The organism is Chryseobacterium vrystaatense (assembly GCF_000737765.1).
GTDB classification, from domain to species: Bacteria; Bacteroidota; Bacteroidia; order Flavobacteriales; family Weeksellaceae; genus Chryseobacterium; species Chryseobacterium vrystaatense.
The window spans coordinates 458,019-480,978 of the sequence record NZ_JPRI01000002.1 but is presented as its reverse complement, the minus strand read 5'-3'; the positions used below and the strand labels follow the sequence as shown (position 1 = coordinate 480,978).

At 37.5% G+C, this 22,960-nt stretch carries 27 protein-coding genes and 1 pseudogene; 11 read left to right on the top strand and 17 right to left on the bottom strand.

The annotated features are described in order from the left end of the window. Positions 1 to 38: 38 nt before the first annotated feature. The 5 genes from IW16_RS07735 to IW16_RS07715 all read right to left on the bottom strand — a co-directional run bounded on the left by IW16_RS07735 (position 39) and on the right by IW16_RS07715 (position 5,360). Entirely contained in the window at positions 39 to 497 is a 459-nt protein-coding gene (locus IW16_RS07735; protein ID WP_034741801.1) for a hypothetical protein, read from the bottom strand. A 71-nt stretch (positions 498 to 568) separates the two neighbouring features. Further along, positions 569 to 1,699 (bottom strand): 4-hydroxyphenylpyruvate dioxygenase, encoded by a 1,131-nt coding sequence (gene hppD, locus IW16_RS07730; RefSeq protein ID WP_034741798.1) that lies wholly within the window; start codon positions 1,697 to 1,699, stop codon positions 569 to 571. Between the two features lie 236 nt (positions 1,700 to 1,935). After that, the gene (locus IW16_RS07725; RefSeq protein WP_034741795.1) at positions 1,936 to 2,730 is read right to left on the bottom strand and encodes a hypothetical protein; all 795 of its coding nucleotides are present in this window, start codon (positions 2,728 to 2,730) and stop codon (positions 1,936 to 1,938) included. Positions 2,731 to 2,870: 140 nt separating this feature from the next. Continuing rightward, positions 2,871 to 4,145, bottom strand: coding sequence for an acetyl-CoA hydrolase/transferase family protein (locus IW16_RS07720; RefSeq protein WP_034741793.1), 1,275 nt, complete (start codon positions 4,143 to 4,145; stop codon positions 2,871 to 2,873). Between the two features lie 27 nt (positions 4,146 to 4,172). Beyond that, the gene (locus IW16_RS07715; RefSeq protein WP_034741791.1) at positions 4,173 to 5,360 is read right to left on the bottom strand and encodes a homogentisate 1,2-dioxygenase; all 1,188 of its coding nucleotides are present in this window, start codon (positions 5,358 to 5,360) and stop codon (positions 4,173 to 4,175) included. 121 nt (positions 5,361 to 5,481) lie between these two features. Here IW16_RS07715 and IW16_RS07710 point away from each other — a divergent pair, with 121 nt between their 5' ends. Beyond that, the gene (locus tag IW16_RS07710) at positions 5,482 to 7,551 is read left to right on the top strand and encodes a TonB-dependent receptor plug domain-containing protein (protein ID WP_034741789.1); all 2,070 of its coding nucleotides are present in this window, start codon (positions 5,482 to 5,484) and stop codon (positions 7,549 to 7,551) included. Next, positions 7,548 to 8,009 (top strand): thioredoxin family protein, encoded by a 462-nt coding sequence (locus IW16_RS07705; protein ID WP_034741787.1) that lies wholly within the window; start codon positions 7,548 to 7,550, stop codon positions 8,007 to 8,009. The genes IW16_RS07710 and IW16_RS07705 overlap by 4 nt, the downstream gene beginning before the upstream one ends. A 159-nt stretch (positions 8,010 to 8,168) precedes the next feature. On the opposite strand, the gene IW16_RS07700 is transcribed toward IW16_RS07705, so the two are convergent. Beyond that, positions 8,169 to 8,639 carry a cupin domain-containing protein gene (locus tag IW16_RS07700; RefSeq protein ID WP_034741785.1) on the bottom strand — a complete coding sequence of 157 codons (471 nt, stop codon included), beginning with the start codon at positions 8,637 to 8,639 and terminating at the stop codon, positions 8,169 to 8,171. An 8-nt stretch (positions 8,640 to 8,647) separates the two neighbouring features. Further along, complete coding sequence (locus IW16_RS07695; RefSeq protein WP_034741783.1) at positions 8,648 to 9,637, bottom strand: NADP-dependent oxidoreductase; 990 nt, start codon at positions 9,635 to 9,637, stop codon at positions 8,648 to 8,650. Positions 9,638 to 9,728: 91 nt separating this feature from the next. Between IW16_RS07695 and IW16_RS07690 the strand changes: the two genes are divergently transcribed. Next, positions 9,729 to 10,106, top strand: a complete 378-nt coding sequence (locus tag IW16_RS07690) for a winged helix-turn-helix transcriptional regulator (protein WP_034741780.1) — start codon at positions 9,729 to 9,731, stop codon at positions 10,104 to 10,106. A 255-nt stretch (positions 10,107 to 10,361) separates the two neighbouring features. Here IW16_RS07690 and IW16_RS26880 read toward each other — a convergent pair. Continuing rightward, positions 10,362 to 10,544, bottom strand: a pseudogene (locus IW16_RS26880) (IS982 family transposase); the annotation flags it as partial. Positions 10,545 to 10,623: 79 nt separating this feature from the next. On the opposite strand from IW16_RS26880, the gene IW16_RS25640 reads away from it, so the two are divergent. Then, the gene (locus tag IW16_RS25640) at positions 10,624 to 11,214 is read left to right on the top strand and encodes a DUF6624 domain-containing protein (protein WP_131327858.1); all 591 of its coding nucleotides are present in this window, start codon (positions 10,624 to 10,626) and stop codon (positions 11,212 to 11,214) included. Positions 11,215 to 11,595: 381 nt separating this feature from the next. Here the strand turns inward: IW16_RS25640 and IW16_RS07675 are convergent, their stop codons facing one another. Then, complete coding sequence (locus IW16_RS07675) at positions 11,596 to 11,961, bottom strand: DUF1304 domain-containing protein (protein WP_034741775.1); 366 nt, start codon at positions 11,959 to 11,961, stop codon at positions 11,596 to 11,598. Positions 11,962 to 12,026: 65 nt separating this feature from the next. On the opposite strand from IW16_RS07675, the gene IW16_RS07670 reads away from it, so the two are divergent. The 3 genes from IW16_RS07670 to IW16_RS07660 all read left to right on the top strand — a co-directional run bounded on the left by IW16_RS07670 (position 12,027) and on the right by IW16_RS07660 (position 13,542). Continuing rightward, a complete protein-coding gene (locus IW16_RS07670) occupies positions 12,027 to 12,599 on the top strand; it encodes a Crp/Fnr family transcriptional regulator (RefSeq protein WP_034741773.1) in 573 nt (190 codons plus the stop codon). A gap of 63 nt (positions 12,600 to 12,662) precedes the next feature. Next, positions 12,663 to 13,094 (top strand): DoxX family membrane protein, encoded by a 432-nt coding sequence (locus IW16_RS07665; protein WP_034742744.1) that lies wholly within the window; start codon positions 12,663 to 12,665, stop codon positions 13,092 to 13,094. Positions 13,095 to 13,098: 4 nt separating this feature from the next. Continuing rightward, positions 13,099 to 13,542 (top strand): carboxymuconolactone decarboxylase family protein, encoded by a 444-nt coding sequence (locus IW16_RS07660; protein ID WP_034741771.1) that lies wholly within the window; start codon positions 13,099 to 13,101, stop codon positions 13,540 to 13,542. Between the two features lie 80 nt (positions 13,543 to 13,622). On the opposite strand, the gene IW16_RS07655 is transcribed toward IW16_RS07660, so the two are convergent. The 6 genes from IW16_RS07655 to IW16_RS07630 form a co-directional block, all read right to left on the bottom strand. Beyond that, the gene (locus IW16_RS07655) at positions 13,623 to 14,147 is read right to left on the bottom strand and encodes a PPC domain-containing DNA-binding protein (protein ID WP_034741769.1); all 525 of its coding nucleotides are present in this window, start codon (positions 14,145 to 14,147) and stop codon (positions 13,623 to 13,625) included. 61 nt (positions 14,148 to 14,208) lie between these two features. Further along, on the bottom strand, positions 14,209 to 15,180 hold the full coding sequence (locus tag IW16_RS07650) for a cyclase family protein (protein ID WP_051890057.1): 972 nt from the start codon (positions 15,178 to 15,180) through the stop codon (positions 14,209 to 14,211). 78 nt (positions 15,181 to 15,258) lie between these two features. Beyond that, positions 15,259 to 16,242: an aldo/keto reductase gene (locus tag IW16_RS07645; RefSeq protein ID WP_034741765.1), complete on the bottom strand. Its 984-nt coding sequence runs from the start codon at positions 16,240 to 16,242 to the stop codon at positions 15,259 to 15,261. Positions 16,243 to 16,489: 247 nt separating this feature from the next. Next, entirely contained in the window at positions 16,490 to 17,164 is a 675-nt protein-coding gene (locus IW16_RS07640; protein ID WP_034742739.1) for a type 1 glutamine amidotransferase domain-containing protein, read from the bottom strand. 79 nt (positions 17,165 to 17,243) lie between these two features. Further along, a complete protein-coding gene (locus IW16_RS07635) occupies positions 17,244 to 17,531 on the bottom strand; it encodes a putative quinol monooxygenase (RefSeq protein ID WP_034741762.1) in 288 nt (95 codons plus the stop codon). Further along, on the bottom strand, positions 17,531 to 18,145 hold the full coding sequence (locus tag IW16_RS07630; protein WP_034741760.1) for an NAD(P)H-dependent oxidoreductase: 615 nt from the start codon (positions 18,143 to 18,145) through the stop codon (positions 17,531 to 17,533). Before IW16_RS07630 ends, IW16_RS07635 begins: the two co-directional genes overlap by 1 nt. Before the next feature lie 189 nt (positions 18,146 to 18,334). Between IW16_RS07630 and IW16_RS07625 the strand changes: the two genes are divergently transcribed. Beyond that, the gene (locus IW16_RS07625) at positions 18,335 to 19,081 is read left to right on the top strand and encodes a metallophosphoesterase family protein (protein ID WP_034742737.1); all 747 of its coding nucleotides are present in this window, start codon (positions 18,335 to 18,337) and stop codon (positions 19,079 to 19,081) included. Between the two features lie 107 nt (positions 19,082 to 19,188). Further along, on the top strand, positions 19,189 to 20,109 hold the full coding sequence (locus IW16_RS07620) for a LysR family transcriptional regulator (protein ID WP_034741757.1): 921 nt from the start codon (positions 19,189 to 19,191) through the stop codon (positions 20,107 to 20,109). On the opposite strand, the gene IW16_RS07615 is transcribed toward IW16_RS07620, so the two are convergent. Next, the gene (locus tag IW16_RS07615) at positions 20,062 to 20,529 is read right to left on the bottom strand and encodes a GNAT family N-acetyltransferase (RefSeq protein WP_034741754.1); all 468 of its coding nucleotides are present in this window, start codon (positions 20,527 to 20,529) and stop codon (positions 20,062 to 20,064) included. The genes IW16_RS07620 and IW16_RS07615 overlap by 48 nt on opposite strands. Positions 20,530 to 20,531: 2 nt before the next feature. Continuing rightward, complete coding sequence (locus IW16_RS07610) at positions 20,532 to 20,966, bottom strand: acetyltransferase (RefSeq protein WP_034741750.1); 435 nt, start codon at positions 20,964 to 20,966, stop codon at positions 20,532 to 20,534. 262 nt (positions 20,967 to 21,228) lie between these two features. On the opposite strand from IW16_RS07610, the gene IW16_RS07605 reads away from it, so the two are divergent. Both IW16_RS07605 and IW16_RS07600 read left to right on the top strand, forming a co-directional pair. Beyond that, positions 21,229 to 22,104, top strand: coding sequence for an aldo/keto reductase (locus tag IW16_RS07605; protein WP_034741747.1), 876 nt, complete (start codon positions 21,229 to 21,231; stop codon positions 22,102 to 22,104). Positions 22,105 to 22,204: 100 nt separating this feature from the next. After that, positions 22,205 to 22,918, top strand: coding sequence for a DNA alkylation repair protein (locus IW16_RS07600; RefSeq protein ID WP_034741744.1), 714 nt, complete (start codon positions 22,205 to 22,207; stop codon positions 22,916 to 22,918). Positions 22,919 to 22,960: the final 42 nt, after the last annotated feature.

The following is a 22,960-nucleotide window of genomic DNA, read 5'->3' as shown; positions in this document are numbered from 1 at the left end:
TGAAGATATAGTACCCAAATTTGCGGTTAGGTGGGAATTTATTTCTTTGTGGAATAAGAGGCTTCATCGATCCATCGGTCTTTTGTATTGACATCAATAAGATATAATATATCTTTCTGTTTGGTCAACAGTAAAGTTTTGGTCACAGGAAGCGGAACTTTTTTATTTTCCAGCTTGTCTGCCCGCAGGGAAAGAATATTTTTTCGTCTGACGATGTCACCTGTAAAAACGTTTGAACTGCTTTCGCCGGTGGCTTTATCATCAAAAACTTCTACATAGGTAGCTTCATTTCCCTTAATGATAATAAAATCTCTTTCCGTGTGATCTGCGGCATCTTTAATGAAAACAAATTTTTTATTATCAATATTTACGTTTTCAAGATGCTGATTGATGCCTTTTCTTTCTTCCAGTCGGTTAAGAATCTCATTTAATGATCCATATTGAGCGCTTAGCCCTAATGTTCCGAAAAATAAAATCCCAATAAAAATTTTTTTCATACGTTGTGTTTTTATAAAAAAGTTTTGTCAAGACTTTTGATCCTGACAAAACTTAGTATTGTATTGTAAAATTAAAGATTTCCTCTTCTGTCTTGCTCTCTTTCCAATGCTTCGAACAATGCTTTGAAGTTTCCTGCACCAAAACTCTGTGCACCGTGTCTTTCAATGATCTCGAAGAATAGGGTAGGACGGTCTTCTACAGGTTTTGTAAAGATCTGCAGCAAATATCCTTCTTCATCATGATCAATAAGGATGCCTAAGTCCTGTAATTTTTTAAGATCTTCATCAATATGTCCCACTCTTTCAGGAACCATGTCATAATAAGCTTCCGGTGGAGCTGAAAGGAATTCTACACCACGCTTCTTCAATTCAGTTACGGTATGGATGATATCTCTTGTTGCTACAGCGATGTGCTGTACACCTTCACCTTCGTAGAAATCAAGATATTCTTCTACCTGAGATTTCTTTTTACCTTCTGCAGGTTCGTTGATCGGGAATTTAGCGAATCCGTTTCCATTAGACATTACTTTAGACATCAGTGCAGAATATTCTGTATTGATCTGCTTGTCGTCAAAAGAAAGGATGTTCACAAAGCCCATTACTTTTTCGTACCATTCAACAGTAGGGATCATTCTGTTCCAGTCTACGTTTCCTACGCAGTGGTCTACATATAATAAACCTGCTTCTTCAGGGTTGTAAGTGCTTTCCCACTTTTCGAATCCTGGCATAAAAGCTCCTTTATAATTTTTTCTTTCGATAAACATGTGAATGGTTTCTCCGTATGTATAAATTCCGGACATTCTCACCTCACCGTGTTCATCTGTCAAAGTAACAGGCTCCATATATGGTTTTCCGCCTCTCTTTGTAGTTTCTTCAAAAGCTTCATAAGCATCGTCTACCCAAAGTGCCAGAATTTTCACTCCATCACCGTGTTTTTTCACGTGTTCACTGATTGGTGAATCAGATTTAAGCCCTGTTGTTAATACCAATCTTATTTTCCCCTGTTGAAGAACATAAGAAGCACGGTCTCTTACTCCTGTTTCAGGACCAGCATATGCTATAGACTGAAAACCGAAAGCGGTCTTGTAATAATGGGCAGCCTGTTTAGCATTTCCTACATAAAACTCAATATAATCTGTACCGTTGATCGGTAAAAAATTCTCGGCTTGAGCAATTTTTTCGGCAAATGTAAGTGTTGACATATTTCTATTTTTACTTTTATTTTAATGGTATGCAAAATACAAAAATCTTATAAATAGCGAAAGCATTCAAAAGGATTCCTTGAATATACTTAACATAAAATTAAAGAAGTGTTTATTTAAGTGTATTTAAGTTTCTTTATAACGAAATCAGAAGCCTACCTTTGATAATACAAAGAACAAATGAAATAAAAAATATTTTCGAAACAGGAAAGCCGTAGAATCTTCTACGGCTTTCTCTATTTTTCGGCTTCCACAATCCTGTTCAATCTTCCTGCGTCAGGATTATAATTGTCCCATATTTTCCAGGTATTGTCTATTTTCCGGATAAAATAGATTTGGGTATTGAGTTGATTTACAAAATGTTCTTCACCGGTTTCTCCCACTTTGAACAAAAGATTCCAGAATTCCTGAGTTTCCAGTATTTTCTTATCCGGTTCATCAGTGACAAGATGAATATCAAAAACCTCATAATTCGAACGGTTGTTTTTAGTCACAAGCTGAAAATCCTTTTCACATAATTCTCTGCTGAACTGTGAAGTTCTTTCCAAAAAAGGAGAACCGTCAAATACCAGTTCCTTAAAAACCTCCGTTTTATGCTCTGGAAAATGTTTGTAAAAATCAAATGCAGTAGCGCAATAATCGTACACCATTTTTGTAAGAAACTGAAGATCATCTTCGACTTCTTTCTCTTTATTTTTAAACTTTACAGACTGTATATAATTATTTAAATCCTTATAGCCCAAAAAAATGCAAATCTTATCCAGTGTTTTCAGAAACCTGAGATCATTATGAGTCTTGTCCTGATAATCATTTTCAAAAAAGCGCTGTAATGTAACGTGCGATATCGTATTTCCTATTTCAAATTTTTTTCCACCCTTTAGTTCTTCAGCGTCAGATAATTCATCTTTTATAATTTCAGAAAGAATAATATAATGGCTTCTTTTCCATTCACTCACATTCCCTAAAACAGAATTTTTTACTTTCGAATGCTTTTCAACTTCTTCCCTTATCGAATTGTATATAGTTTTCAATTTCCTTTGGTTTTGAATGAGTTGATCAAAAACATTGCCAAAATGTTAAAGTTTTTTTAATACTCATGCCGTTTTTATTAATACAATCGTGGTTTCACATATAAAAATATCCCCGGTAAAATTTCTGAAAGTAAATTTATTTAGTGTTTAAATCTTTCATATGCAGCTCTTTCCAGCATCTCTCTGTCATCCGGATGGGCGATACTGATAAGCTCCTGAGCTCTCTGTCGGAGATTTTTACCATACAGATAGGCCGTACCATATTCTGTCACTACATAGTGAATGTGTCCTCTGGTTGTGACAACACCTGCTCCCTGTTTAAGATAAGGAACAATCCTTGAAATTCCTTTCTTGGTTCTTGAAGTAATGGCGATAATTGGTTTTCCGTCTTCACTCAAAGCAGCCCCTCTCATAAAGTCCATCTGTCCTCCAATACCACTGTACTGAAGAGTTCCGATAGAATCAGCGCATACCTGTCCGGTAAGGTCAATTTCAATGGCAGAATTGATGGCTACCATCTTTTTATTCCTCATGATATTGATCGGAAAATTGACATCGCTTACATCTTTAAAATCAAAAACCGTATTATCATCTACGTAGTCATAGAGTTTTCTGGTTCCAAAACAGAAACTTGTGATCGTTTTATTATCATTGTAGCCTTTATACTTATTGTTAATAACATCACTTTGAATCAGATCAATCACTCCATCACTCAACATTTCGGTGTGCACACCAAGGTCCTTGTGGTTCGTTAAGCATTTCAAAACAGCATCAGGAATTGTTCCGATACCCATTTGGAGGGTGGATCTGTCATCAATCAGTTCAGCTACATTTTTACCGACAAGCATTTCTACTTCACCAACTTTTGAACCGTAATCTACTGTAGGAAGTTCCTCTTCATGCCAGACCAGTTTATGGATTCTGCTGATGTGAATCATTCCGTCGCCGTGGGTTCTCGGCATCAGAGGGTTGACGATAGCAACGATAAGTTTTGCAGTATCTACTGCTGCTCTTGCGATATCTACAGAAGTTCCCAGCGTACAGAAACCATGTTTGTCAGGTGGAGAAACTGTAATTAAAGCGACATCAAGCGGCAGTATATTTTTTCTGAATAAAATGGGAATCTCGCTTAAGAAAACAGGAACAAAATCTCCCCGCTCAGAATTCACCGCATCCCTTACAGGAGTTGATACGAATAGAGAATTGACAAAGAAGCTTTTCTTGTATTCGGGTTTGGCAATTTCCACATTTCCTTGCTGTGTAATGGACACCATTTCTACATTTTCCAGACGGTGAGACTGTCTTGCCAGCTCGTCGATAAGATAATTCGGAGTACATGCACTTCCGTGGAAAAATACGCGGTTTCCGCTTTTTACAGTGTATATAGCTTCTTCTGCACTAATATAATTGTACATAATGAAATTTTTTTATGAATGATTTTTTTATTCCTGAGAACGGTCTTCCATGGTTTTGTCTGATTCCTCAAGCCACGAAGTTTTATATGAAGGGTCTTCTACTTTCAATGCCTCTTCCGTGATTTTTAACGGACGGAATGGGTCTACCATTACGGCATATTCCTCAGTGAATTTTTTACCGATACTTCTTTCCATAGCTCCCGGGTGAGGTCCGTGTACAATTCCTCCCGGATGCAGGGTGAAGTCCATCAGATCGATGTGGTTACGGCTCATAAAATCACCTTCCGTGTAGAATAAGACCTCATCGGAGTCAATATTGGAATGGTTATAAGGTGCTGGAATAGCCATTGGATGATAGTCATACATTCGGGCACAGAATGAGCAGACAACGAAATTGTGACCTTCAAAATTCTGGTGTACCGGAGGTGGTTGGTGAATTCTTCCGGTGATAGGTTCAAAGTTTTTAATATTGAATTTATAAGGGTAGAAATATCCGTCCCATCCTACAACATCAAATGGATGCGTTGCGTAAATGAAATCAGTGATTTGGTTTTCTTTTTTTACTTTAATTAAAAATTCTCCTTTTTCATCTTTAGGCTCTTTAAAAACCGGTGCGATCATATCTCTTTCGCAGAACGGAGAATGTTCAAGAAGCTGACCGAATTCGTTTCTGTAACGTTTCGGAGTATAGATAGGAGAGTGGCTTTCCAGTACGAAAAATACAGTGTCATCTGATTTCAGTTCTACCTGATAAATGGTTCCTCTCGGAATAATCAGATAATCACCTGTTACAAATTCCAGGTCTCCCACAAAAGTTTTCAGAACTCCGGTTCCGTTGTGAACGTATAAAAGTTCGTCACATTCAGCATTTTTGTAGAAATAATCCATAGACTTTCTGGGTTTTGCCAATCCCATTTTCAGGTCATTGTTCATCAGAAGAATCTTTCTGCTGTCCATGAAATCATCTTCGGGGGTTACATTCATTCCCTTAAACATTCTCGGAGCAATATTCTTTTCTACCGCAATCTTTGGTGTTACATCTTTCGGAATTCCAATAGATTTGATTTGTGTAGGTCGGTGGATATGATAAAGCAGCGATGAAATTCCGTGAAAGCCCTCCGTTCCGAAAAGCTGTTCATAGTAAAATTTATCTTCCGGTGATTTGAAAATCGTATGTCTTTTCTGTGGGATGTTTCCCGATTGATGATATCTCATTTTACTTTTATATCTAGTTTCTCAAATTTAATAATTTTTCGTGAATTCATTCTAACAACATTTATCATGGTGTTTTGTAATTCGAAAATAATTGTTAGATTTGTCTAACAATTTTAATTTCATGAAGCGAATACTATTTTCTATTACCCTTTTATCTTCCTACTGTTTTTCTCAGGAGACCGACAGCCTGAGTTTACAGCAAAATATAAAGCCAGATTCAACAGCAGTTTCCCGGGCGAAAATCAAGATGAGCAATATCGATGATGTTGTTCTTACCGGATCGATCAAACCTTTCAGCAGATCAAAAAGTCCTGTTGCCGTAGAGGTTTACAGTCAGAAGTTTTTCCAGAAAAATCCTACTCCAAGTATTTTTGAAGCCATTGCAATGGTGAATGGAGTAAAACCTCAGCTGAACTGTTCTGTCTGCAACACAGGAGACATCCACATCAACGGTCTTGAAGGTCCTTATACCATGATCCTGATCGATGGAATGCCAATAGTGAGTTCTCTTTCTACGGTGTATGGGTTGAGCGGAATTCCGAACAGCCTTGTCGACAGGATAGAAGTGGTAAAAGGTCCGGCTTCTTCCATCTATGGTTCTGAAGCGATGGGCGGAGTGATCAATATTATTACTAAAAATGCATTGACCGCTCCCAAACTGAGCATCGATATGATGACAAGTACCTGGAGTGAAAATAACCTTGATGTTTCGACGAAATTTAACGTTGGTAAAAATGCGGCCTCTTTATTAAGCTTAAATTATTTCAGTTTTAAGGAAAAAATAGATCAGAATAAAGATAATTTCACTGATGCCGCCTTGCAGAGCAGAGTTTCTGTTTTTAACAAATGGAATTTTCAGAGAAAGGAAAACCGTCAGGCAAGTTTTGCGATGAGATATTTATACGAAGACCGTTTTGGTGGAGAAATGCAGTGGAACAGATCACACCGTGGAAGTGGAGATGTATATGGCGAAAGTATTTATACCAACAGGGCAGAGGTTTTTGGACTGTACCAATGGCCTTTAAAAGAATATATTGTCACTCAGTTTTCGTATAATTATCATGATCAGAATTCTTTTTATGGCAGCAATCCTTATAATGCCCTTCAAAAAGTGGCTTTTGCACAGACTTATTGGAGCAAGAAACTGGGAAATCATGATCTGACAGGAGGAGTTACTTTTAAAAGAACCTTCTATGATGACAATACGCCGGGAACTTTATCAGGAGACGGAACCACCAATGCACCTATGAAATCTCCGATCTGGGGAGTTTTTGTCCAGGATCAGTGGGAAATTAATGATAAGAATACCTTGTTGGCAGGCTACCGTTTTGATTATGACAAGATTCATCACGAAGTTCATTCTCCCAGATTTGCCTGGAAATTTTCACCCAATCCCTATCATACATTGAGGTTCAATTTTGGAACGGGATTCAGAGTAGTGAACCTCTTTACAGAAGATCATGCTGCACTGACAGGTTCCAGAGAAGTACTGATTAAATCTGACCTTAAACCTGAAAAATCGGTCAACGGAAATTTAAATTATATCTGGAAAATTCCGGTGGGAACCCGTATGATTCAGCTTGATGCTTCTGCATTTTATACTTATTTCAGTAATAAGATTGTAGGGGATTTTGATACCGACCCGGATAAAATTATTTATGATAACCTTAAAGGCTATGGAATTTCCAGGGGAGCTTCCCTGAATGTGGATTTTAACTTCAGCTTTCCTTTGAGTGTCAATTTAGGGGTGACCTATTTAGATGTTTACCAGAAGTTTGATGGCGAAAATAAGAAATCACAGCAGCTGCATGCACCGAAATGGAGTGGAACGTACAATCTTTCCTATAAGTTTGCGAATGATCTGACTGTAGATTTTACGGGGCAGTTCTACGGTCCTATGAGACTTCCGGTACTGCCGAACGATTACCGTCCGGAATATTCTCCTTTCTATTCTTTAGCGAATATTCAGGTTTCAAAAAGTTTCAAATCTGGCTTTGAAGTGTATTGCGGGGTAAAAAACCTTTTCAATTTTACACCGAAAGATCCTCTGATGAGACCGTTTGACCCATTTGATAAATCTGCTGATGATCCCATAAGTAACCCCAACCATTACACTTTTGATACAGCATACGGCTATGCGCCTATGCAGAGAATCAGAGGTTTTCTGGGGGTAAAATATACTTTGAAATGAAAACTTTTATTTTATTTTTAATGTTAGTGCCCTGTTTTTATCTGTCTCAGATGAAGACAGGCACTTTTTATGATCTTGAAACATCAATGAAAAAAGATCCAAAGCCTGTTGTAATTCATTTGTATACAGATTGGTGCTCGGTCTGTAAAATGGAAAAACATGCCCTGAATAAAGACCAGGAAATTGTTGATCTGATCAATGATCATTTTTATATGGTGAATTTTGAAACTGAAAAAACAAAAGAAAAAATCAGGTTCCAAGGCAGGGAATTCGGTTATCTTCCCAATGGAAGTTCCGGAATTCATGAATTGGCTCTGGCTCTTTCCAAGAATAAAAATCAGCCTGTTTATCCGTTGTGGATTGTTCTTGATAAGAACCAAAAATTGGTATATTATCATGAAGGGTTATTGACACCTGAAACCATGAAGCAGAAACTTTTGGAAATTTCTGCTTTGTAGTTTTTGATTGCTGATCGCAAAGGCGCAAGTTTTTTCTGGGTTGAAAAAACTTGCGCCTTTGCGTTTACTGATTCATAAGATTTTTATTCTCGCAGATTATCCGGATGACACAGTTTTTACTTCCTGTCAAATGTTTATACCGCGGAGAAATTTTTAAATCTAATTTTCTGCATCAATCAATACAGCGAGCTGAATACAGGGTTCATCCGATCTGTTGCTCCACGCATGATTGGTGCCTCGTTGGATCACAATATCTCCGGGTTTGAGAAGGGTTTCTCCTTCTTCCATCATCAGGTAAAGCGTTCCTGAAAGAATAATAATATAGTCCAGGGTCTGGGTCTGATGCATCATCGGGTGAGGTTCTCCGGCTTTGAATTCTACTCCCAGGTCTTTATCCGGTGGAATGACCACGTAACGGAAATAGGTTCCGTTTTTGGGAGTTTGCGGGAATCCGGTATTGGGAATCCGGATTTCAGGATCTAATCCTGCCGGCGTTTTCTGGGTATTCCAGATATCTGAAATAATGAGACCCGGAAGATGTTCCACTGCATTTTCTGTCACCTGATCTTCCACAATAACAGATTTTCCGTTTTTTATTCCTGTTACAATTCGTCTTGGGATGGTATTCATAAGGTATATTAATGTTTCATGATGAGTTTATGACCCTGGGTCTGATTGTTTTTAAGAAGGGAATGGGCTTTTAACACCGTATCCAGAGAAAGATCTCCTATTGTTTTGTAGTTGGGCGGACTGATAATTCCATTTTCAATTAGTTTTGAAATCTCCTCTAAGTTTCCTTTGTAGTATTCATATTCCTTGTTCATACTGTAGGAATAATTGGAAATATTCATAATCACAGTTCCTTTGTTGAAAAGGGTTTCGTGAGCATCCCTGGTGATCAATGCGGTTACATCCACGTAAGTACCATTGATTTTCAAAACATCGGCAGTAATTTCAGACATATAATTTCCCACCAAATCAATTCCGAAATCGAAAAGCTGGCCGTTATTTGCTTCTAAAAGATTAGCGGCAAGGTTTTCGTCTTTATAATTAATGATCTGATGATTCTTAAGACCGAGTCCAAGGAGGATCTGTCTGTTTTCTTCACTTCCGACAGTGGCTGTAATTTTTTCGAACCGATTGGCGATTAAAAACTTAATGACAAAAGAACCGACTCCGCCTGTTGCTCCGGTTACAAGAACAGTATCATCATTATTTAGTTTTAAACGGTTGACAGTCTGTAAGCCTGTAAGTCCTGCTGAAGGGATAGCAGCAGCCTGTTCGAAAGAAATACTCTTAGGTTTAAAGGCAACAATAGCCTCAGGAACAGCAATGTATTCAGCGTAAGAACCGTTACTTCCCATCGATCCGCTTCCACAGAATACTTCGTCTCCAATATTGAACTGATGAGCGTCCGTACCTTTTTCAACAACAATTCCAGATAGTTCACGGCCTAAAACAGGTGATTTGAGAAGCTTCCGTTCCAATTCGTTCTCAATCATCTGATAATCGATAGGATTAAAACCGCTGGCTTTGATCTGGATGAGAACTTCATGACTTTTCGGTTTAGGTTTTTCTATCTCAGCTTCTTTAAGCTGGAAATTTTCATTTAATATAATGGCTTTCATATGGGTAATTTGATTGACAAATGTAAAAAGAGAATAGTTTATATTTGCTACCAGTTAACTATTGGTAACTAGTTACCTTAATGAAACTATTATGGCAAAAATCATAGAAAACGGAATAGAAAGAGAGGCCAGCTGCACGGAAGAATTATTTGCGATGCGCGACAGTCTGGATGTTTTGGGAGGAAAATGGAAGCTGATGATCATTCGGTACCTCACCAATAGAACGGATCAACACATCCATTTCAAAAAACTGCAGCGGGGTATTACCGGGATCTCTGCTAAAATGCTCAGCAAAGAACTGAAAGAACTGGAAATGAATCTTCTCATCACAAGAACGATTCAGGATACAAAACCCATCACTGTAACTTATGCAGTTACAGAATACGGTAAATCAGTTTTTCCGGTAACGGAAACTCTGGTGAATTGGGGAATTATTCATCGGGAGAAGATCAAGGAGTCGATGGGGTAGGTTGATTTAAAGAATGAAAGGGGTTTACACATTATAAATATTTCACAAAAAAAAAAGATCTGTATCATCAGGAAGTATGATTTTAAGTTAGATCTACGCAGAGATGTAGGTTTTATTAAAAGTGTATTTAAATGTATTGAATAACCCGTTGTGCATTTTAAAATATACTTGATTTTAGATTGTTGATTTTTTTGTTTAAATAGTTTTTATTAATAAATTGAACAATTGTAAGAGCTGTAATCTTTGCTAAACTTTAATGTCCTTTAAAAAGTGAATATCATGAATAGATGCAGGACTTAGGTCTATACTTTGAAAAACACCGTTCACAGAACAAACCCTTTGAAGTTTGTAGCCATTAAAAGACATTTGCTGTGATGCACAAAAATCTCTGTTTGGATAAAAATACTGTTCATCTTTACATATTTTAGAGCGTGCGCTTAAAAATAATTCCTATTTTTACAATGAATTTTTAACCAAAAATGGTCAATCTATATTGGAATATGATATAAAAATCGAAATGAAAATAAAGAAAATATTATTCAGCATATTAACCGCTCTTGTTTTAATAATATCAATATTTCTATATATGAATAGGGATAAATTTGCCTATGTAGGTTCGGTGGATATTATTGAAGTCGATTGCAGCAAAAAACGACAAATCCTCAGCGAAGTTTTAGAAAGTGACCAAAGGATTAGAAAATCAAATGAACTCATCAAATACGCTAAAGAAGATCACAGGAATCAGGAATTAGTGATTAGCATTATTGAAAAGTGTGGTATGCCGACATTAAAGGAGGTGGGTCCAAGACAAATGGATGCAATCTGGTTGGGACTGCAACATAGTACTGAAGAAATTAGAAAAAAGTATTTTCCACAAATAGAGAAAGCGGTAAAAAATGGAGACTTATCTAAACAGCAATATGCATTGATGAAAGATAAGATGTTAATGGACGAAGGAAAACCCCAAATATATGGTTCACAAATAGAAAATGGTAAATTGTATAAATTAGAAAATCCTGAAACTGTAAACGAAAGAAGAAAAGAAATGGGACTGGAACCAATAGAGGATTATTTAAAGTATTTTAACATTCAGTTCAATCCGAATTAACAACACAACATATAATCACGTAGACGACTCCGGGCATAATTATTTGGAGTGTGTCTCTCACATAAATTTTATTTAAAAAAAGTCAAACTAGATCAGGATAATAAAAGAATATCAATCATGGTCTGTTCTTCAAAAGGGTTTACTATATATGAATCCCATAAGAAGGCAAACCACCCAACCATATGGCCTTTTGTTACACTTTTGTGGTATTCTTCAAGAGAGTATTTATTCGTAAAAATATACGGTTCTTTTCTTAATTCTTCATTAATATAATACAGGGCCAGCTGCATAAAAAAAATCCGATATCTCAAATCCTCTATCTTTATAGTCTATTAATTCTATTCCCATATATTCAATAGGCTATGAATGTTCATTATAAAATTATTTGAAAATGACAGCAATAATGGCCAGTATTGCAGGTAGTGCCTGTACAAAAAATATTTTCTTTGTTGCAGAAACAGCCCCGTAAATTCCGGCTATTGCCACACAGCTCAGGAAAAACAGCGAAATATTAGTCTGCCATTTCGGATCTTCAATCAGAAAAGACCAGATCAGTCCTGCGGCAAGAAAACCATTATAAAGTCCCTGATTGGCAGCCAGACCTTTTGTTGGTTTGAACATTTCAGCCGGCAGTGCTGCTTTAAATACTTCCTTTCCTTTGGTTTCCCAGGCGAACATTTCCATCCACAGGATATAAATATGCTCCAGTGCCACAATGGCGATGAGAATTTTAGCAATGAGTTCCATGATTTACTATTTTGTAATTGTAAAACTAAAAAAATAAAGTTAAGTTTGGTTACTCAATTGCAAAGATGGATACTTTCAAAGCGCATTTAAATAAATTTGTTACCATTACTGATGAAGAATATGCTTCTATAGTTTCTTTTTTCCAGGAAATAGAAGTGAAGAAAAAGCAGAGCCTGATGCTTAGTGGAGAGATCTGCAGATCAATGTATTTTGTTTCTGTAGGCTGTCTGAGAAAGTTTTTTGTGAATGAGAAAGGAGCAGAGCAGACAACAGAGTTTGCCATAGAAAACTGGTGGATCACAGATACTTTTGCATATGAAAGACAGGTCAAATCTGATTTTTGTATTCAGGCGGTAGAGCGTTCTACAGTTTTGGTTATTGATCTTCAGCAACAGGAGCTTTTGCTGAAGAAACATCCTGTCATGGAAAGATATTTCAGGATGATTTACCAAAGGGCATATGCCGCTTCGGAAAGAAGAATCCGCTACCTTTATGAAATGTCCCGGGAAGAGCTGTACGTACATTTCAGTACTTTATATCCCTGGTTTATCCAAAGAATTCCTCAGTATTTAATAGCTTCTTTCTTAAATCTTACTCCTGAATATCTGAGCGAAATAAGGGCGAAATTACGTTCTTAAACCAGTTTAAGATTTTTACGAAATATAAGTCGGAGATTTGTCATGTTATTAAAAGCCAATATCATGACAGATAAAAACGTTCAGTTTCCACAGTTATTTCTAAGACTTGCCATTTCTGTGACTATGCTTTCAGCAGTAGCAGACAGATTGGGTTTATGGGGTAAAAATGCTGCCTGGGGCAACTGGGAGAACTTTGAAACTTACACCCGAAAACTGACTTTTTTTCTTCCTGAAGGATTAAGTGTGTTTTCTGCTTATACCGCAACTTTTTTTGAAATACTTTTTCCAGTGATGCTTCTTATTGGTTGGAAAACCAGAATTGGAGCTTACGGAGCGGGATTGCTTCTGCTGGTCTTTGCTTTGTCCATGACCATGGCATTAGGCATTAAGGCTCCCCTGGATTATTCTGTCTGGGTAGGAAGCGCAGGTGCATTTTTACTGGCCGTTCAGCCGAAGTATTTTTTTAGTATAGATCATTTAACCAACAAATTATAATATTATGAGCGCAAGATTAAATATTGCCACAGTAGATTCAGCTGCTTACAAAGCAATGATGGGATTGGAAGGATACCTTCAGACGATTTCATTAAACCACATTCAAAAAGAATTAATTAAGATCAGAGCTTCACAGATCAACAAATGTGCTTTCTGTCTTGATATGCATACGAAAGATGCTATTAAGTATGGAGAAACAACACAGAGGATTTTCATTCTTGATGGATGGAGAGAAGCAAAGGATTTGTTCACAGAAGAAGAGCAGGTACTTTTGGCAATGACAGAAGAAATTACCCTCATCAGCCATAACGGTCTTTCAGAGGAAACTTTCCAAAAGGCTAAACAGTATTTTGATGATGCACAGATGGCGCAGATCATCATGGCTATTGTAACGATTAATGCGTGGAATAGAATTGCCGTAAGTACTCATTTACCTATTGCAAAATAGTTTTCCGTTTTAAAGTTATGTACAAAAAGAGCTCTTCAAACAGTGAAGAGCTCTTTTGCTGTTAAAACAGAGAATAATTTTTAGTGCTGATGTTCAAGCTGCAACACATTCGCATTCAGGGGCTGTTCGATTTTTCTTTCCAGCTTGTTATCATTCGTTGTGATATAGACTTCCATTGAGCCCGTTCCTACGTGCAGGGACAGAATATGCCCGCCATACGCATTGAATTGATCATCGGTTGCCACACCATGAATATGAAGGGAAGGTCCTTTTTCATTCCATGCAATAGAGCCCGTCAGACTTCCCATTTCTACTTTATTAAATGTTTTGGGATTAAATTTTTTTGCATTAAAATCATAAAATCCAAAAGTAACTTCTCCGGCAAAGCCAATTCCTGTAAAACTGGCAAAAGGAACCTTTTCTGCTTTTGCTAATTTTTCAAGTTCACCAATCACATCATCACCCTCTCTCAATACCATGAGATATCCGGTTTTTGTATGAGTATATTTTGGTGCTTTTGAGGAAGAACGCTGCTGTGCCATTATTTTTGAACCTGCAATATTGATCAGTAACACAACAAAGATTTTAACTAAAAGAGATTTCATAAGATTTACTTTAGATTAGGCATGATCAAATTACGTATTAATTACCAACCCGTAAGGGAGATTAATAGATAGCAACCGGATTGACATTCACCTGAGTAGATCCTACGTATAAAGGCTGCCCCAGAACCAGTAAAAACTCCCATATTTTATCTTTCACCAATGGACGGCTGTCGATCAGTTCCAGATTATAAATTCCTTTTTTCGTCAGCATAAACTGATTGACTGGAAATTCTTCTTTGGACTTTGGATTAGGATAAACTTCTGAAGCCCATGTATCTCCACCGAAAGCAACAATTCCCTGCTCAGCAAGCCATTGCGCTGCTTCCATACCAATACCCGGTTCTGTCTCTAAAAATTTCTGATTGTCTTTACCGATCAGCTCCAGCCAGCCGGTATTGAACAGAAGAATGTCTCCTTTTCTCAGCGTGATATCCTGCTTCTTTAAAACAGCCTCAATATCTGCAACTGTGAATTCCGTACCTCCCGGAACTATAGCTTTCCCGTAATAAGCGGTCATATCTAAAACCACACCGCGGGTGACGAATGGAGGAACCTTTTCAATTCCTAATTTTCTGACACCTTCTACTGTTACAAAGTCAACTGCTTTATTTCCGTTGTAGTAGATATTGTCAATTCCGATATGTCCAATGCCGTTAAGCTGAGTTCCTACCCCTGTCCATCCATTGACAAGCTCATCATTGAATGTGAATTTATTGGGACCGATGCTTTTTCCTCCCTGTTCTCCCGGCTGGATATTATACAGATTAAAGCTTCTGTGTCTGAAAGCCGGCAGATTTTTATCAATAGGAACAGCCAAAGAAAGCGTTTTGCCTTGTTTCACCAATCCTATCGCCTGTTTTACCACTTCTGCCGTTAGGAGATTAGCAGCTCCTATTTCATCTTTGGCTCCATAAACAGAAGGATACCATGATTGATCTCTAGGATTGATACTCAGGTTCTGAGCTTTTATAGGGATGCTGGTATAGGTCAATAAGATAACCAACCCGAACATTTTGATCAGATTTTTTTTCATTTTTTGTAATGTGTGGATGTTAAAAGAGAGAAAATCAGTAAACAGTCCCGGTAGAGAAAGTTTACTGATCATACAAGATTAAATTTCGCTTAGCGCTGTATTGATGAAATTCAATTCATCCTGAGAAAATTCAATAGCCATTGCTCTGGCATTTTCAATAGCCTGCTGTGCATTTCTGGCTCCGGCCAAAACTACAGTGATCGCTGGCTGTAATGTAGTCCATCTTAGTACCAGTTGTGAAAGGGAAGCCCCTTTTTCCTGAGCAAGCGGTTCTATCTTTTCTAAGAAGGTTTTTATTTTAGGGAGATCAAACTGTGAGAAATACCCGTTTCTGTGGTCGTTTTCTTTTAATTGATCCTGTTTGAAATATTTTCCGGTCAAAAGACCTCTTTCCATTGGACTGTAAACGATAATTCCTGAATTATGCTCTAAAGAGTAGGGAACAAGGTCGCTTTCAATAGAACGGTTCAGCATGCTGTAAGAAACCTGGTTGCTGGCTAAGTGAAGCGTTCTGTTACCTTCCTGCATCTGTGGAACAGTATAATTGCTGACTCCTGCCGCACGAACCTTGCCTTGCTGTATCATAAGCTCCATAGCCTCCATTGTTTCGCAGACAGGCGTTGTCCCGTCCGGCCAGTGAAGCTGTAAAAGGTCGATATAGTCTGTTCCCAGTCTTTTCAGACTTTCTTCCACTTCCTTGATTACATTGGCTTTTGAAGCATATTTATAAACGGGAAGCGTTTTACCTTCATCTTCAGCATCGAAGAAAAATTCGCCCTTTCCATTGTTGCTTCCGTCCCATACCAAACCAAATTTGGTTAATAACTGAATCTTTGAACGGTCTTTTCCTTTGATGGCTTCTCCAATCATTTCTTCACTGAGTCCGAAACCATAGAAAGGAGCCGTATCAATGGAAGTTACACCGTGATCCAGAGATGCGTGAATTGAATTGATGGAATCCTGTTTTTCATTTCCTCCCCACATATTTCCTCCGATAGCGAATGCTCCGTGAGTAATTGCAGAGAGTTCCAGTTCCGTATTTCCTAATTTTCTGTATTCCATTTTTGTCTTGAATGTTTATTTAATATTTTTAACCACAAATGGCTTTTGTCTTTAACAACCCCGAACCACCCCGTCAAAAATTCTTCGAATTTTCGCCACCCCTCCAAGGGAGGGGAATTCTCATCGGTTCAATAATTGTTATCGGGAAACCTGAAGATTTTCTTAAAACTTATGTGATCTTTTTATGGGCAAAGCATTAAACTTCACTGTTAAAAATTTTGAGCCTTTTGTGTTTAAAAAGATCTGATTATTTGTTAAGTTCTTTTAAGATCGCCTCACCTACACTTTTTGCAGACTGAGGATTCTGTCCTGTGATCACTCTTTGGTCGGTTACCACATGATTTTGCCAAAGTCCTGATTTTTCAAATTTTGCTCCTCTTTCTTTCAGTTTGTTTTCCAGAAGGAAAGGAACCACGTTTGTTAGTTTTACTTCAGCCTCTTCTTCATTGGTAAAAGCATTGATTTTTTTGCCGTCTACCAAGTATTTACCGTTGTTCAGCTTAATATTCACAAGACCAGCCGGACCATGACATACTGCTGCAACGATACCTCCGTTTTCATATACTTTTGAAGCAATATCTGCTAACTCTGTATGATCAGCAAAATCCCACATAGCTCCGTGTCCTCCTGCGTAGAAGATCGCGCTGTAAAGATCTGGATTCACTTGGGAAGGCTCAAAAGAATGGTCAATCTTATTTTTATATTCCTTGTTTTCCCAAAACTCTTTATTAACGGGATCTTTTAGATCAAATCCATCAACGGGGGGAGTTCCTCCTTTGGGGCTTACAAAATCAATTTCATATCCTGCCTTGTGAAGAACCTCCCAGGGGTGAGATACTTCTCCAAGATAATAGCCGGTATCTTCACCGGTACTTCCTTTTTTGTCATGACTGGTCACGACGAATAAAATTTTCTTTTTCATACGATTAGATTTTTGGTGTTGTGCTTGAATATATCCTATGGTCAATAGGGTTATAAATAAAAATGCTAATTTTTTCATATTAAATAATATGGGTCGTGTAGATTTGTGGTTTTTCCTGTAATTTTTCTTCTGCGATCGCTCCAAAAGCCTGAATGTAAGGTTGCTGGTTGTGTTGTGCCAGCCCTTCTTCGCTTTTCCATATTTCGTAGAAAATAAACTGATTTTTGTCTTCGATTCCCTGATGAAGATGGTAGAGTTCGCATGCGTCCTCCTTTCTGGTTTCTTTCACCATATTCTGAAGAACCTCCAAAACTTCTGCTTGATGTTCTTCCTTCGATTTGATAACTGCTGTAAGATAAATTTTCATTAGACTAACTGTGGTTTTAATTCCTGTGCAAAAACATGTTCAAGGTGCTCTCTGTAACGTTTCATATCGCGCTCTATATTGGCATTTTTCTCTACATCATGGAAGTGAAAACTTTCCATCTTTTCCAAAGAAACAAAGGCATTCATTCTATGGAAACCAAATAATGGTCCATTATCAACACTTGTTTCATTGAAGAATTCTCCAGGAAGGGTAAAGGCGGTTTCAGGAGCATTCCAGCTGGTGGTCACCATATACTTTCTTCCGCCCAGCATGCCTCCTGTTCCGTAATTGATCTGCGGATTTTCTGCTGTTCTTCCGTCACTCATATAAATTCCTTTAGCATGCCCTGCGGTGAAAACTTCGTCAATGTATTTTTTTAGACCGTTGGGAAGCTGGAACCACCAGATTGGGGTGTGGTAAATTATAAGATCTGCCCAAACAAATTTCTTTACCTCTTCATCTTTATCGAAGCCTTGCGACACCTGGGTAGTCTTTACTTCTATATTGTTGAATTTTTTAAGGACCTCTAAGGTGTTTTCTGCAATAGTATCATTATATTTTCCTCCGGAATGTCCAAAATTTTGTCCTCCGTTGATGATCAATACTTTTTTCATTTTGATGATTGTTTAAATTTTATGATGCAAAGTTAGTTCGGGGTGTTGTATAATAAAAATAGCATAAATCATAACTAACTATTATAATAATGATAGTTTAAATTTTGTCATTCATGTGAAATGTCATACAGAATGTTAATCTTGTTGTGTAATTTCTCCTGTAAATTTGTTCTGATTAATTCAATGGATATGATACAGATTGCGGTTTTTAGCGATGTGCATGGAAATCTTCCAGCACTGAATACAGTACTTGAGGATATAGAGAAAAGAGGAATTCAGCAAAAGTTCTGTTTGGGAGATCTGGTTGATTTTGCTCCATGGGGAAATGAAGTCACTGAAAAGATAAAGAATCTGAACATTCCGTGTCTGATGGGAAATCATGACGAAAGAATTGCTTTTGATATTCCCGTGATCCCTTTGGCCAAGCATTCGAAAGAAGAAACGGAGGCAAGATTCATTGCGATTGATCATTCCAGAAATCAAATTACAGCCGGGAATAAAAAATTTCTTTCAGAGCTTCCTTTCCATTTAAAATTAAACTATAAAATAGGGAAGAAGCATTGGACTATTCAGCTTGTGCATTCAAGTATGTCAAGTAACGATACTTATCTGTATGAATCTGAAAACGATGAGGTTTTTGTCGAAATGCTCGAAGATTCCCAATCTGATATCGTCGTGATGGGGCACACCCATTTGTCATTTAAAAAGTCATTTGAGAATAAGAAATGGGCTGTCAACTGTGGTTCTGTTGGCCGTTCGAAAGAAGAAAACCGATTGGCTTCCTATCTGGTCCTGACTATGGATGAAGAACAAATGATACCTGAAATTATTCAGATTGCTTATCCACTTCAAGAAACTGTCCGTGGTATAAGGGAAAGTGGAATTCCTGATTATTATGCCGCCTTTCTGAAAAATGAAAAAGCATCTATCTTCTAAAGCATTTTATATTCTGCTTATCGTCAAAAAACTCAGGATCATTTGATTTTAATATCAGTATTATAATTATTTTGTAATTTTGCATCAGAATATTAATAATTGAAGTTATGGTCAATCTAGAATGGTACCGCACTTTTAAAGCGATATATAAAACCGGAACACTCACGGGTGCTGCAGATTCTCTGTTTATCTCACAACCGGGGGTAAGTCTTCATTTAAGTTCTCTGGAAGCGTATGTAGGCTATAAATTATTTGACAGAACCGGAAGAAAAATGATTCCTACCGAAAGAGGCAAAGTCTTGTTTAATGCTGTGTCTGATCCTATCGGCAGGTTGGAAGATGTGGAGAAAAACTTTCAGAAGTCTACAGAAAAGCTGACGCCTACAATCAGTGTGGGCATGTGTTTTGAAACATTTCAGACAACTTTGGAACAGTATGTTTCCACATTACCTTTTAATCTCATCATCAGTTTTGGAGAATACCCGGAAATGCTGGATCAGCTGGACAAAGGAATTCTGGATCTGATTATAACCCCCAAAAAAGGAGTTTCACCAAATATTGAACATGAAGCATTTTCATCCGAACAGATCATCCTGGTAGGAGGAAAGGAGGTGGATATTGAAAGTTTTCAAGATGTAGTTAAAGAAAAAGGAACCGAGCACATTGAAGAATGGCTGAAACAGGAAAAATGGTATGGAACAACAGGCGATATGGAACATTTGTTTCAGTTCTGGATCATGAATTTCGGACATAAACCGAATTTCCGTCCCAATTATATTGTTCCGAATTTAAATTCAATCATTCGTTGTCTGAAAGGCGGAACCGGATTGGCCGTTGTTCCCGATTTCCTTTGCAAAAATGAAATAGAAAGCGGAGATCTCAAACTGATCTGGGAAGGTGAGAAAAAACTTGAAAATACGCTGTATTTCGGATGCAGAAAAAAGACAAATTACCAGTCTGAAATCGATCATATCAAAGGATTATTCAGAAAGGTCATGAGTAAGAACGACCATATCCCGCATCTGTAAACCGTTTTCATAAATAGGGAGTGGGTAATTTTCAGTAAAAAAGTTTTTGCGTACTCCCTTTTTTATAAATCCATTCTTTTCATAGAATTTAATTTGCTGAAATCCGGTATCAGAGGTGCCTACAACTAAAGTTGTATAGCCGCTTTCTTTGGCAATTTCTTTAGCTTTATTTATAAGCAGGCTGCCAATTCCCTTGTTTCTAAGACCTTCAAGAACCGCCATATTTTTAATCTCCAGTTCTGTGCTGTCGTTTTTGTACAATGCAATCACAGCTATATCCTGAACACCATCATTTAAAAGATAAATGTCAGAATCAAAAATGTATTGATTAATAGCGTCAATAGTTTCATCTGCAAGCAGCAAAAGTTCATAAGGAACAGCTGAGCCTGGATCCATCTTTTTAAAAGTAAATTTCTCCATTATTAAAGGCTCATATGAATAATAGGATAGCTTTTTCCTGAACCGTCTTTTTCTGATCTTCCCGTCTGTTTGAACCCCATTTTTTCGTAAAATCCTATGGCCTGAGGATTCTGTTCATTGACGTCTACTTTTGTAAGCCCGGTTTTCTCTTTCATAAATTCATACAGCTTTTTACCATATCCATTTCCTCTCATCTCACTGTGGATGAAAAGCATTTCCAGATTACCCTCTGCTACAGAAGCAAAACCTTCTGACTGATTATTTTCTGTAATTAAATAAACTTCCAGATTGGGAAGATAATCCCGGGGAATCACTTCTTTAAAATAATTAAAATCTTCTTCGGAAAGAAAATCATGGGTTGCTTTTACAGAAGATTCCCAGATCTCCATAATTCTTGGATAATCCTCGGACTGAGCCAGTCTTATTGAGTGCGACATTGTTTTGGTTTTTACAAAAATAGTTAATTGTAGACTAGAAATAAGAGATGAGAAGCTAGAAATTGGAGTATTGGGAGAAATAGTGATTCCCCTTCTTTGAAGGGGTGGATTTTTGCAGAGCAAAAAGACGGGGTAGGTAAAAAATATTGGAAATAGCCTCTAATCAGTGTGAAAAACCGTAAAAATGGTAAGTAGAAATCCCGAATTTTTATCGCAAATTTGTTAGGCAATACATTAATATTAAAATTGAAATTTAAAAATTATGCAAAACAAAACATATACAGGGCAGCCTGTAGTGACCTTAAATAACGGGGTGGATATCCCGGCATTAGGCTTTGGAGTTTGGCAGATGGAAAATCTCGACGAATGTGAAAGAGCCGTAGTAAAAGCTATCCAGACAGGATATAGAATGATCGATACTGCAGCCATTTACCAAAATGAAACAGCAGTAGGGCAGGCGGTAAGAGACAGCGGTGTAAGCAGAGAGGACCTGTTTATTACTTCTAAAGTATGGGTTCAGGATCATGGCTACGAACAGGCTAAAAAAGCCTTTCACAGAACACTGGAAAGACTGCAGATGGATTATCTGGATATGTATCTTGTTCACTGGCCTTACGGAGATTTCCTGGGTACGTGGAAGGCTTTGGAGGAACTATACAGTGAAGGTAAGATTAAAGCGATTGGAGTATGTAACTTTACTGTAGAAAAATTAGAAGAATTAAAAGCCAACTCAACAGTTGTTCCGGTGATCAATCAGATCGAACTGCATCCGGTATTTCAACAGAAGGAACTTCAGGTGTACAACAGAGAAAACAATATCATCACCCAGCCATGGAGTCCTCTTGGAAATGGAAATGCAGATCTTCTCAACAATTCTGAATTAAAAGCAATCGCCGGCAAATATGATAAAACAGTAGCGCAGGTAATTTTAAGATGGCACCTTCAGGAAGGATTTGTAGTGATTCCAAAATCGGTGACCCCTTCCAGAATTGAAGAAAACTTTAATGTTTTTGATTTCGAACTGAGTGAAGAGGAAATGAACATCGTTCGTTCGTTAGATACAGGAAAAAGACTGTTCTTTGATCCGAAAGATCCTGAATGGGAAGAAAAAATGCTGAAAGTAGTAGCCGATATTTAATATATCTCTCCTGCAGATTAAGTAGATTACACAGATTTTTAGTAAAAGGAGGTGTCTGATCTGTTTAATCTGCGGGAGATCTTTTTTTTAAATAAAAACCATGACTGCATCACAATTCATAGAAAAGCTATCGACGTTCAGGAATGAAAAGGAAATCGATAAAGTTGAAAAATTTTTTAAAGGCAATGATGGGGTGACAAAACATTTTGGAGTAAAATTTGGAGATGTTTTTAGTACAGCTAAAGAATTCTCTGAAATGCCACCGGTAGAAATCAATAAACTCCTGGATAGTGATTTTTATGAAATGAGAATGGGTGCGGTGAGTATTATGGATTTTCAGGCCGGGAACAAAAAGACGTCTGAAGAAAGGAGGAAAGAGCTTTTTGAACTGTATCTTGAACGTCATGACCGTTTGAACAATTGGGATTTTGTAGACCGTGGAGCAAGAAATATCGTCGGTGATTATTTGTTAGACAAACCAAGAGATATTTTGTACCGACTGGCAAAATCTGAAAATCCCTGGAAAAGAAGGACCGCCATCGTAAGCACTCATGCTTTTATCAGAAAAAATGATATTGAAGACACATTTAAGATCGCTGAAATCCTTGTCCATGATCCTAATGAACTGGTGAATAAAGCTGTGGGAAGCTGGATAAGAGAAGCCGGAAAGAAAGAACCGAAAAGACTGCAGCTTTTTCTGGATCAATATGCAGAAACAATGCATTCTGCTGCATTTTCTTATGCAATAGAAAAGCTTGGCCCTGAAACGAAAAAACATTATAAGCAGGTGCGTAAAAGTGGTAAAAATACTTGAGCAAAATCATGCTTGCTATTCCAAAATTCTCAACTGTTTTTT

Bases quoted from the DNA above. Each gene is read 5' to 3' on its own strand.
- IW16_RS07610 (WP_034741750.1), bottom strand. From the start codon at position 20,966: ATGTCGCACTCAATAAGACTGGCTCAGTCCGAGGATTATCCAAGAATT.
- IW16_RS07655 (WP_034741769.1), bottom strand. From the start codon at position 14,147: ATGAAATCTCTTTTAGTTAAAATCTTTGTTGTGTTACTGATCAATATT.
- IW16_RS07705 (WP_034741787.1), top strand. From the start codon at position 7,548: ATGAAAACTTTTATTTTATTTTTAATGTTAGTGCCCTGTTTTTATCTG.
- IW16_RS07660 (WP_034741771.1), top strand. From the start codon at position 13,099: ATGAGCGCAAGATTAAATATTGCCACAGTAGATTCAGCTGCTTACAAA.
- IW16_RS07735 (WP_034741801.1), bottom strand. From the start codon at position 497: ATGAAAAAAATTTTTATTGGGATTTTATTTTTCGGAACATTAGGGCTA.
- IW16_RS25640 (WP_131327858.1), top strand. From the start codon at position 10,624: ATGAAAATAAAGAAAATATTATTCAGCATATTAACCGCTCTTGTTTTA.
- IW16_RS07715 (WP_034741791.1), bottom strand. From the start codon at position 5,360: ATGAGATATCATCAATCGGGAAACATCCCACAGAAAAGACATACGATT.
- IW16_RS07675 (WP_034741775.1), bottom strand. From the start codon at position 11,961: ATGGAACTCATTGCTAAAATTCTCATCGCCATTGTGGCACTGGAGCAT.
- IW16_RS07620 (WP_034741757.1), top strand. From the start codon at position 19,189: ATGGTCAATCTAGAATGGTACCGCACTTTTAAAGCGATATATAAAACC.
- IW16_RS07710 (WP_034741789.1), top strand. From the start codon at position 5,482: ATGAAGCGAATACTATTTTCTATTACCCTTTTATCTTCCTACTGTTTT.
- IW16_RS07645 (WP_034741765.1), bottom strand. From the start codon at position 16,242: ATGGAATACAGAAAATTAGGAAATACGGAACTGGAACTCTCTGCAATT.
- IW16_RS07665 (WP_034742744.1), top strand. From the start codon at position 12,663: ATGACAGATAAAAACGTTCAGTTTCCACAGTTATTTCTAAGACTTGCC.
- IW16_RS07690 (WP_034741780.1), top strand. From the start codon at position 9,729: ATGGCAAAAATCATAGAAAACGGAATAGAAAGAGAGGCCAGCTGCACG.
- IW16_RS07600 (WP_034741744.1), top strand. From the start codon at position 22,205: ATGACTGCATCACAATTCATAGAAAAGCTATCGACGTTCAGGAATGAA.
- IW16_RS07700 (WP_034741785.1), bottom strand. From the start codon at position 8,639: ATGAATACCATCCCAAGACGAATTGTAACAGGAATAAAAAACGGAAAA.
- IW16_RS07720 (WP_034741793.1), bottom strand. From the start codon at position 4,145: ATGTACAATTATATTAGTGCAGAAGAAGCTATATACACTGTAAAAAGC.
- IW16_RS07695 (WP_034741783.1), bottom strand. From the start codon at position 9,637: ATGAAAGCCATTATATTAAATGAAAATTTCCAGCTTAAAGAAGCTGAG.
- IW16_RS07650 (WP_051890057.1), bottom strand. From the start codon at position 15,180: ATGAAAAAAAATCTGATCAAAATGTTCGGGTTGGTTATCTTATTGACC.
- IW16_RS07605 (WP_034741747.1), top strand. From the start codon at position 21,229: ATGCAAAACAAAACATATACAGGGCAGCCTGTAGTGACCTTAAATAAC.
- IW16_RS07615 (WP_034741754.1), bottom strand. From the start codon at position 20,529: ATGGAGAAATTTACTTTTAAAAAGATGGATCCAGGCTCAGCTGTTCCT.
- hppD (WP_034741798.1), bottom strand. From the start codon at position 1,699: ATGTCAACACTTACATTTGCCGAAAAAATTGCTCAAGCCGAGAATTTT.
- IW16_RS07640 (WP_034742739.1), bottom strand. From the start codon at position 17,164: ATGAAAAAGAAAATTTTATTCGTCGTGACCAGTCATGACAAAAAAGGA.
- IW16_RS07670 (WP_034741773.1), top strand. From the start codon at position 12,027: ATGGATACTTTCAAAGCGCATTTAAATAAATTTGTTACCATTACTGAT.
- IW16_RS07635 (WP_034741762.1), bottom strand. From the start codon at position 17,531: ATGAAAATTTATCTTACAGCAGTTATCAAATCGAAGGAAGAACATCAA.
- IW16_RS07630 (WP_034741760.1), bottom strand. From the start codon at position 18,145: ATGAAAAAAGTATTGATCATCAACGGAGGACAAAATTTTGGACATTCC.
- IW16_RS07625 (WP_034742737.1), top strand. From the start codon at position 18,335: ATGATACAGATTGCGGTTTTTAGCGATGTGCATGGAAATCTTCCAGCA.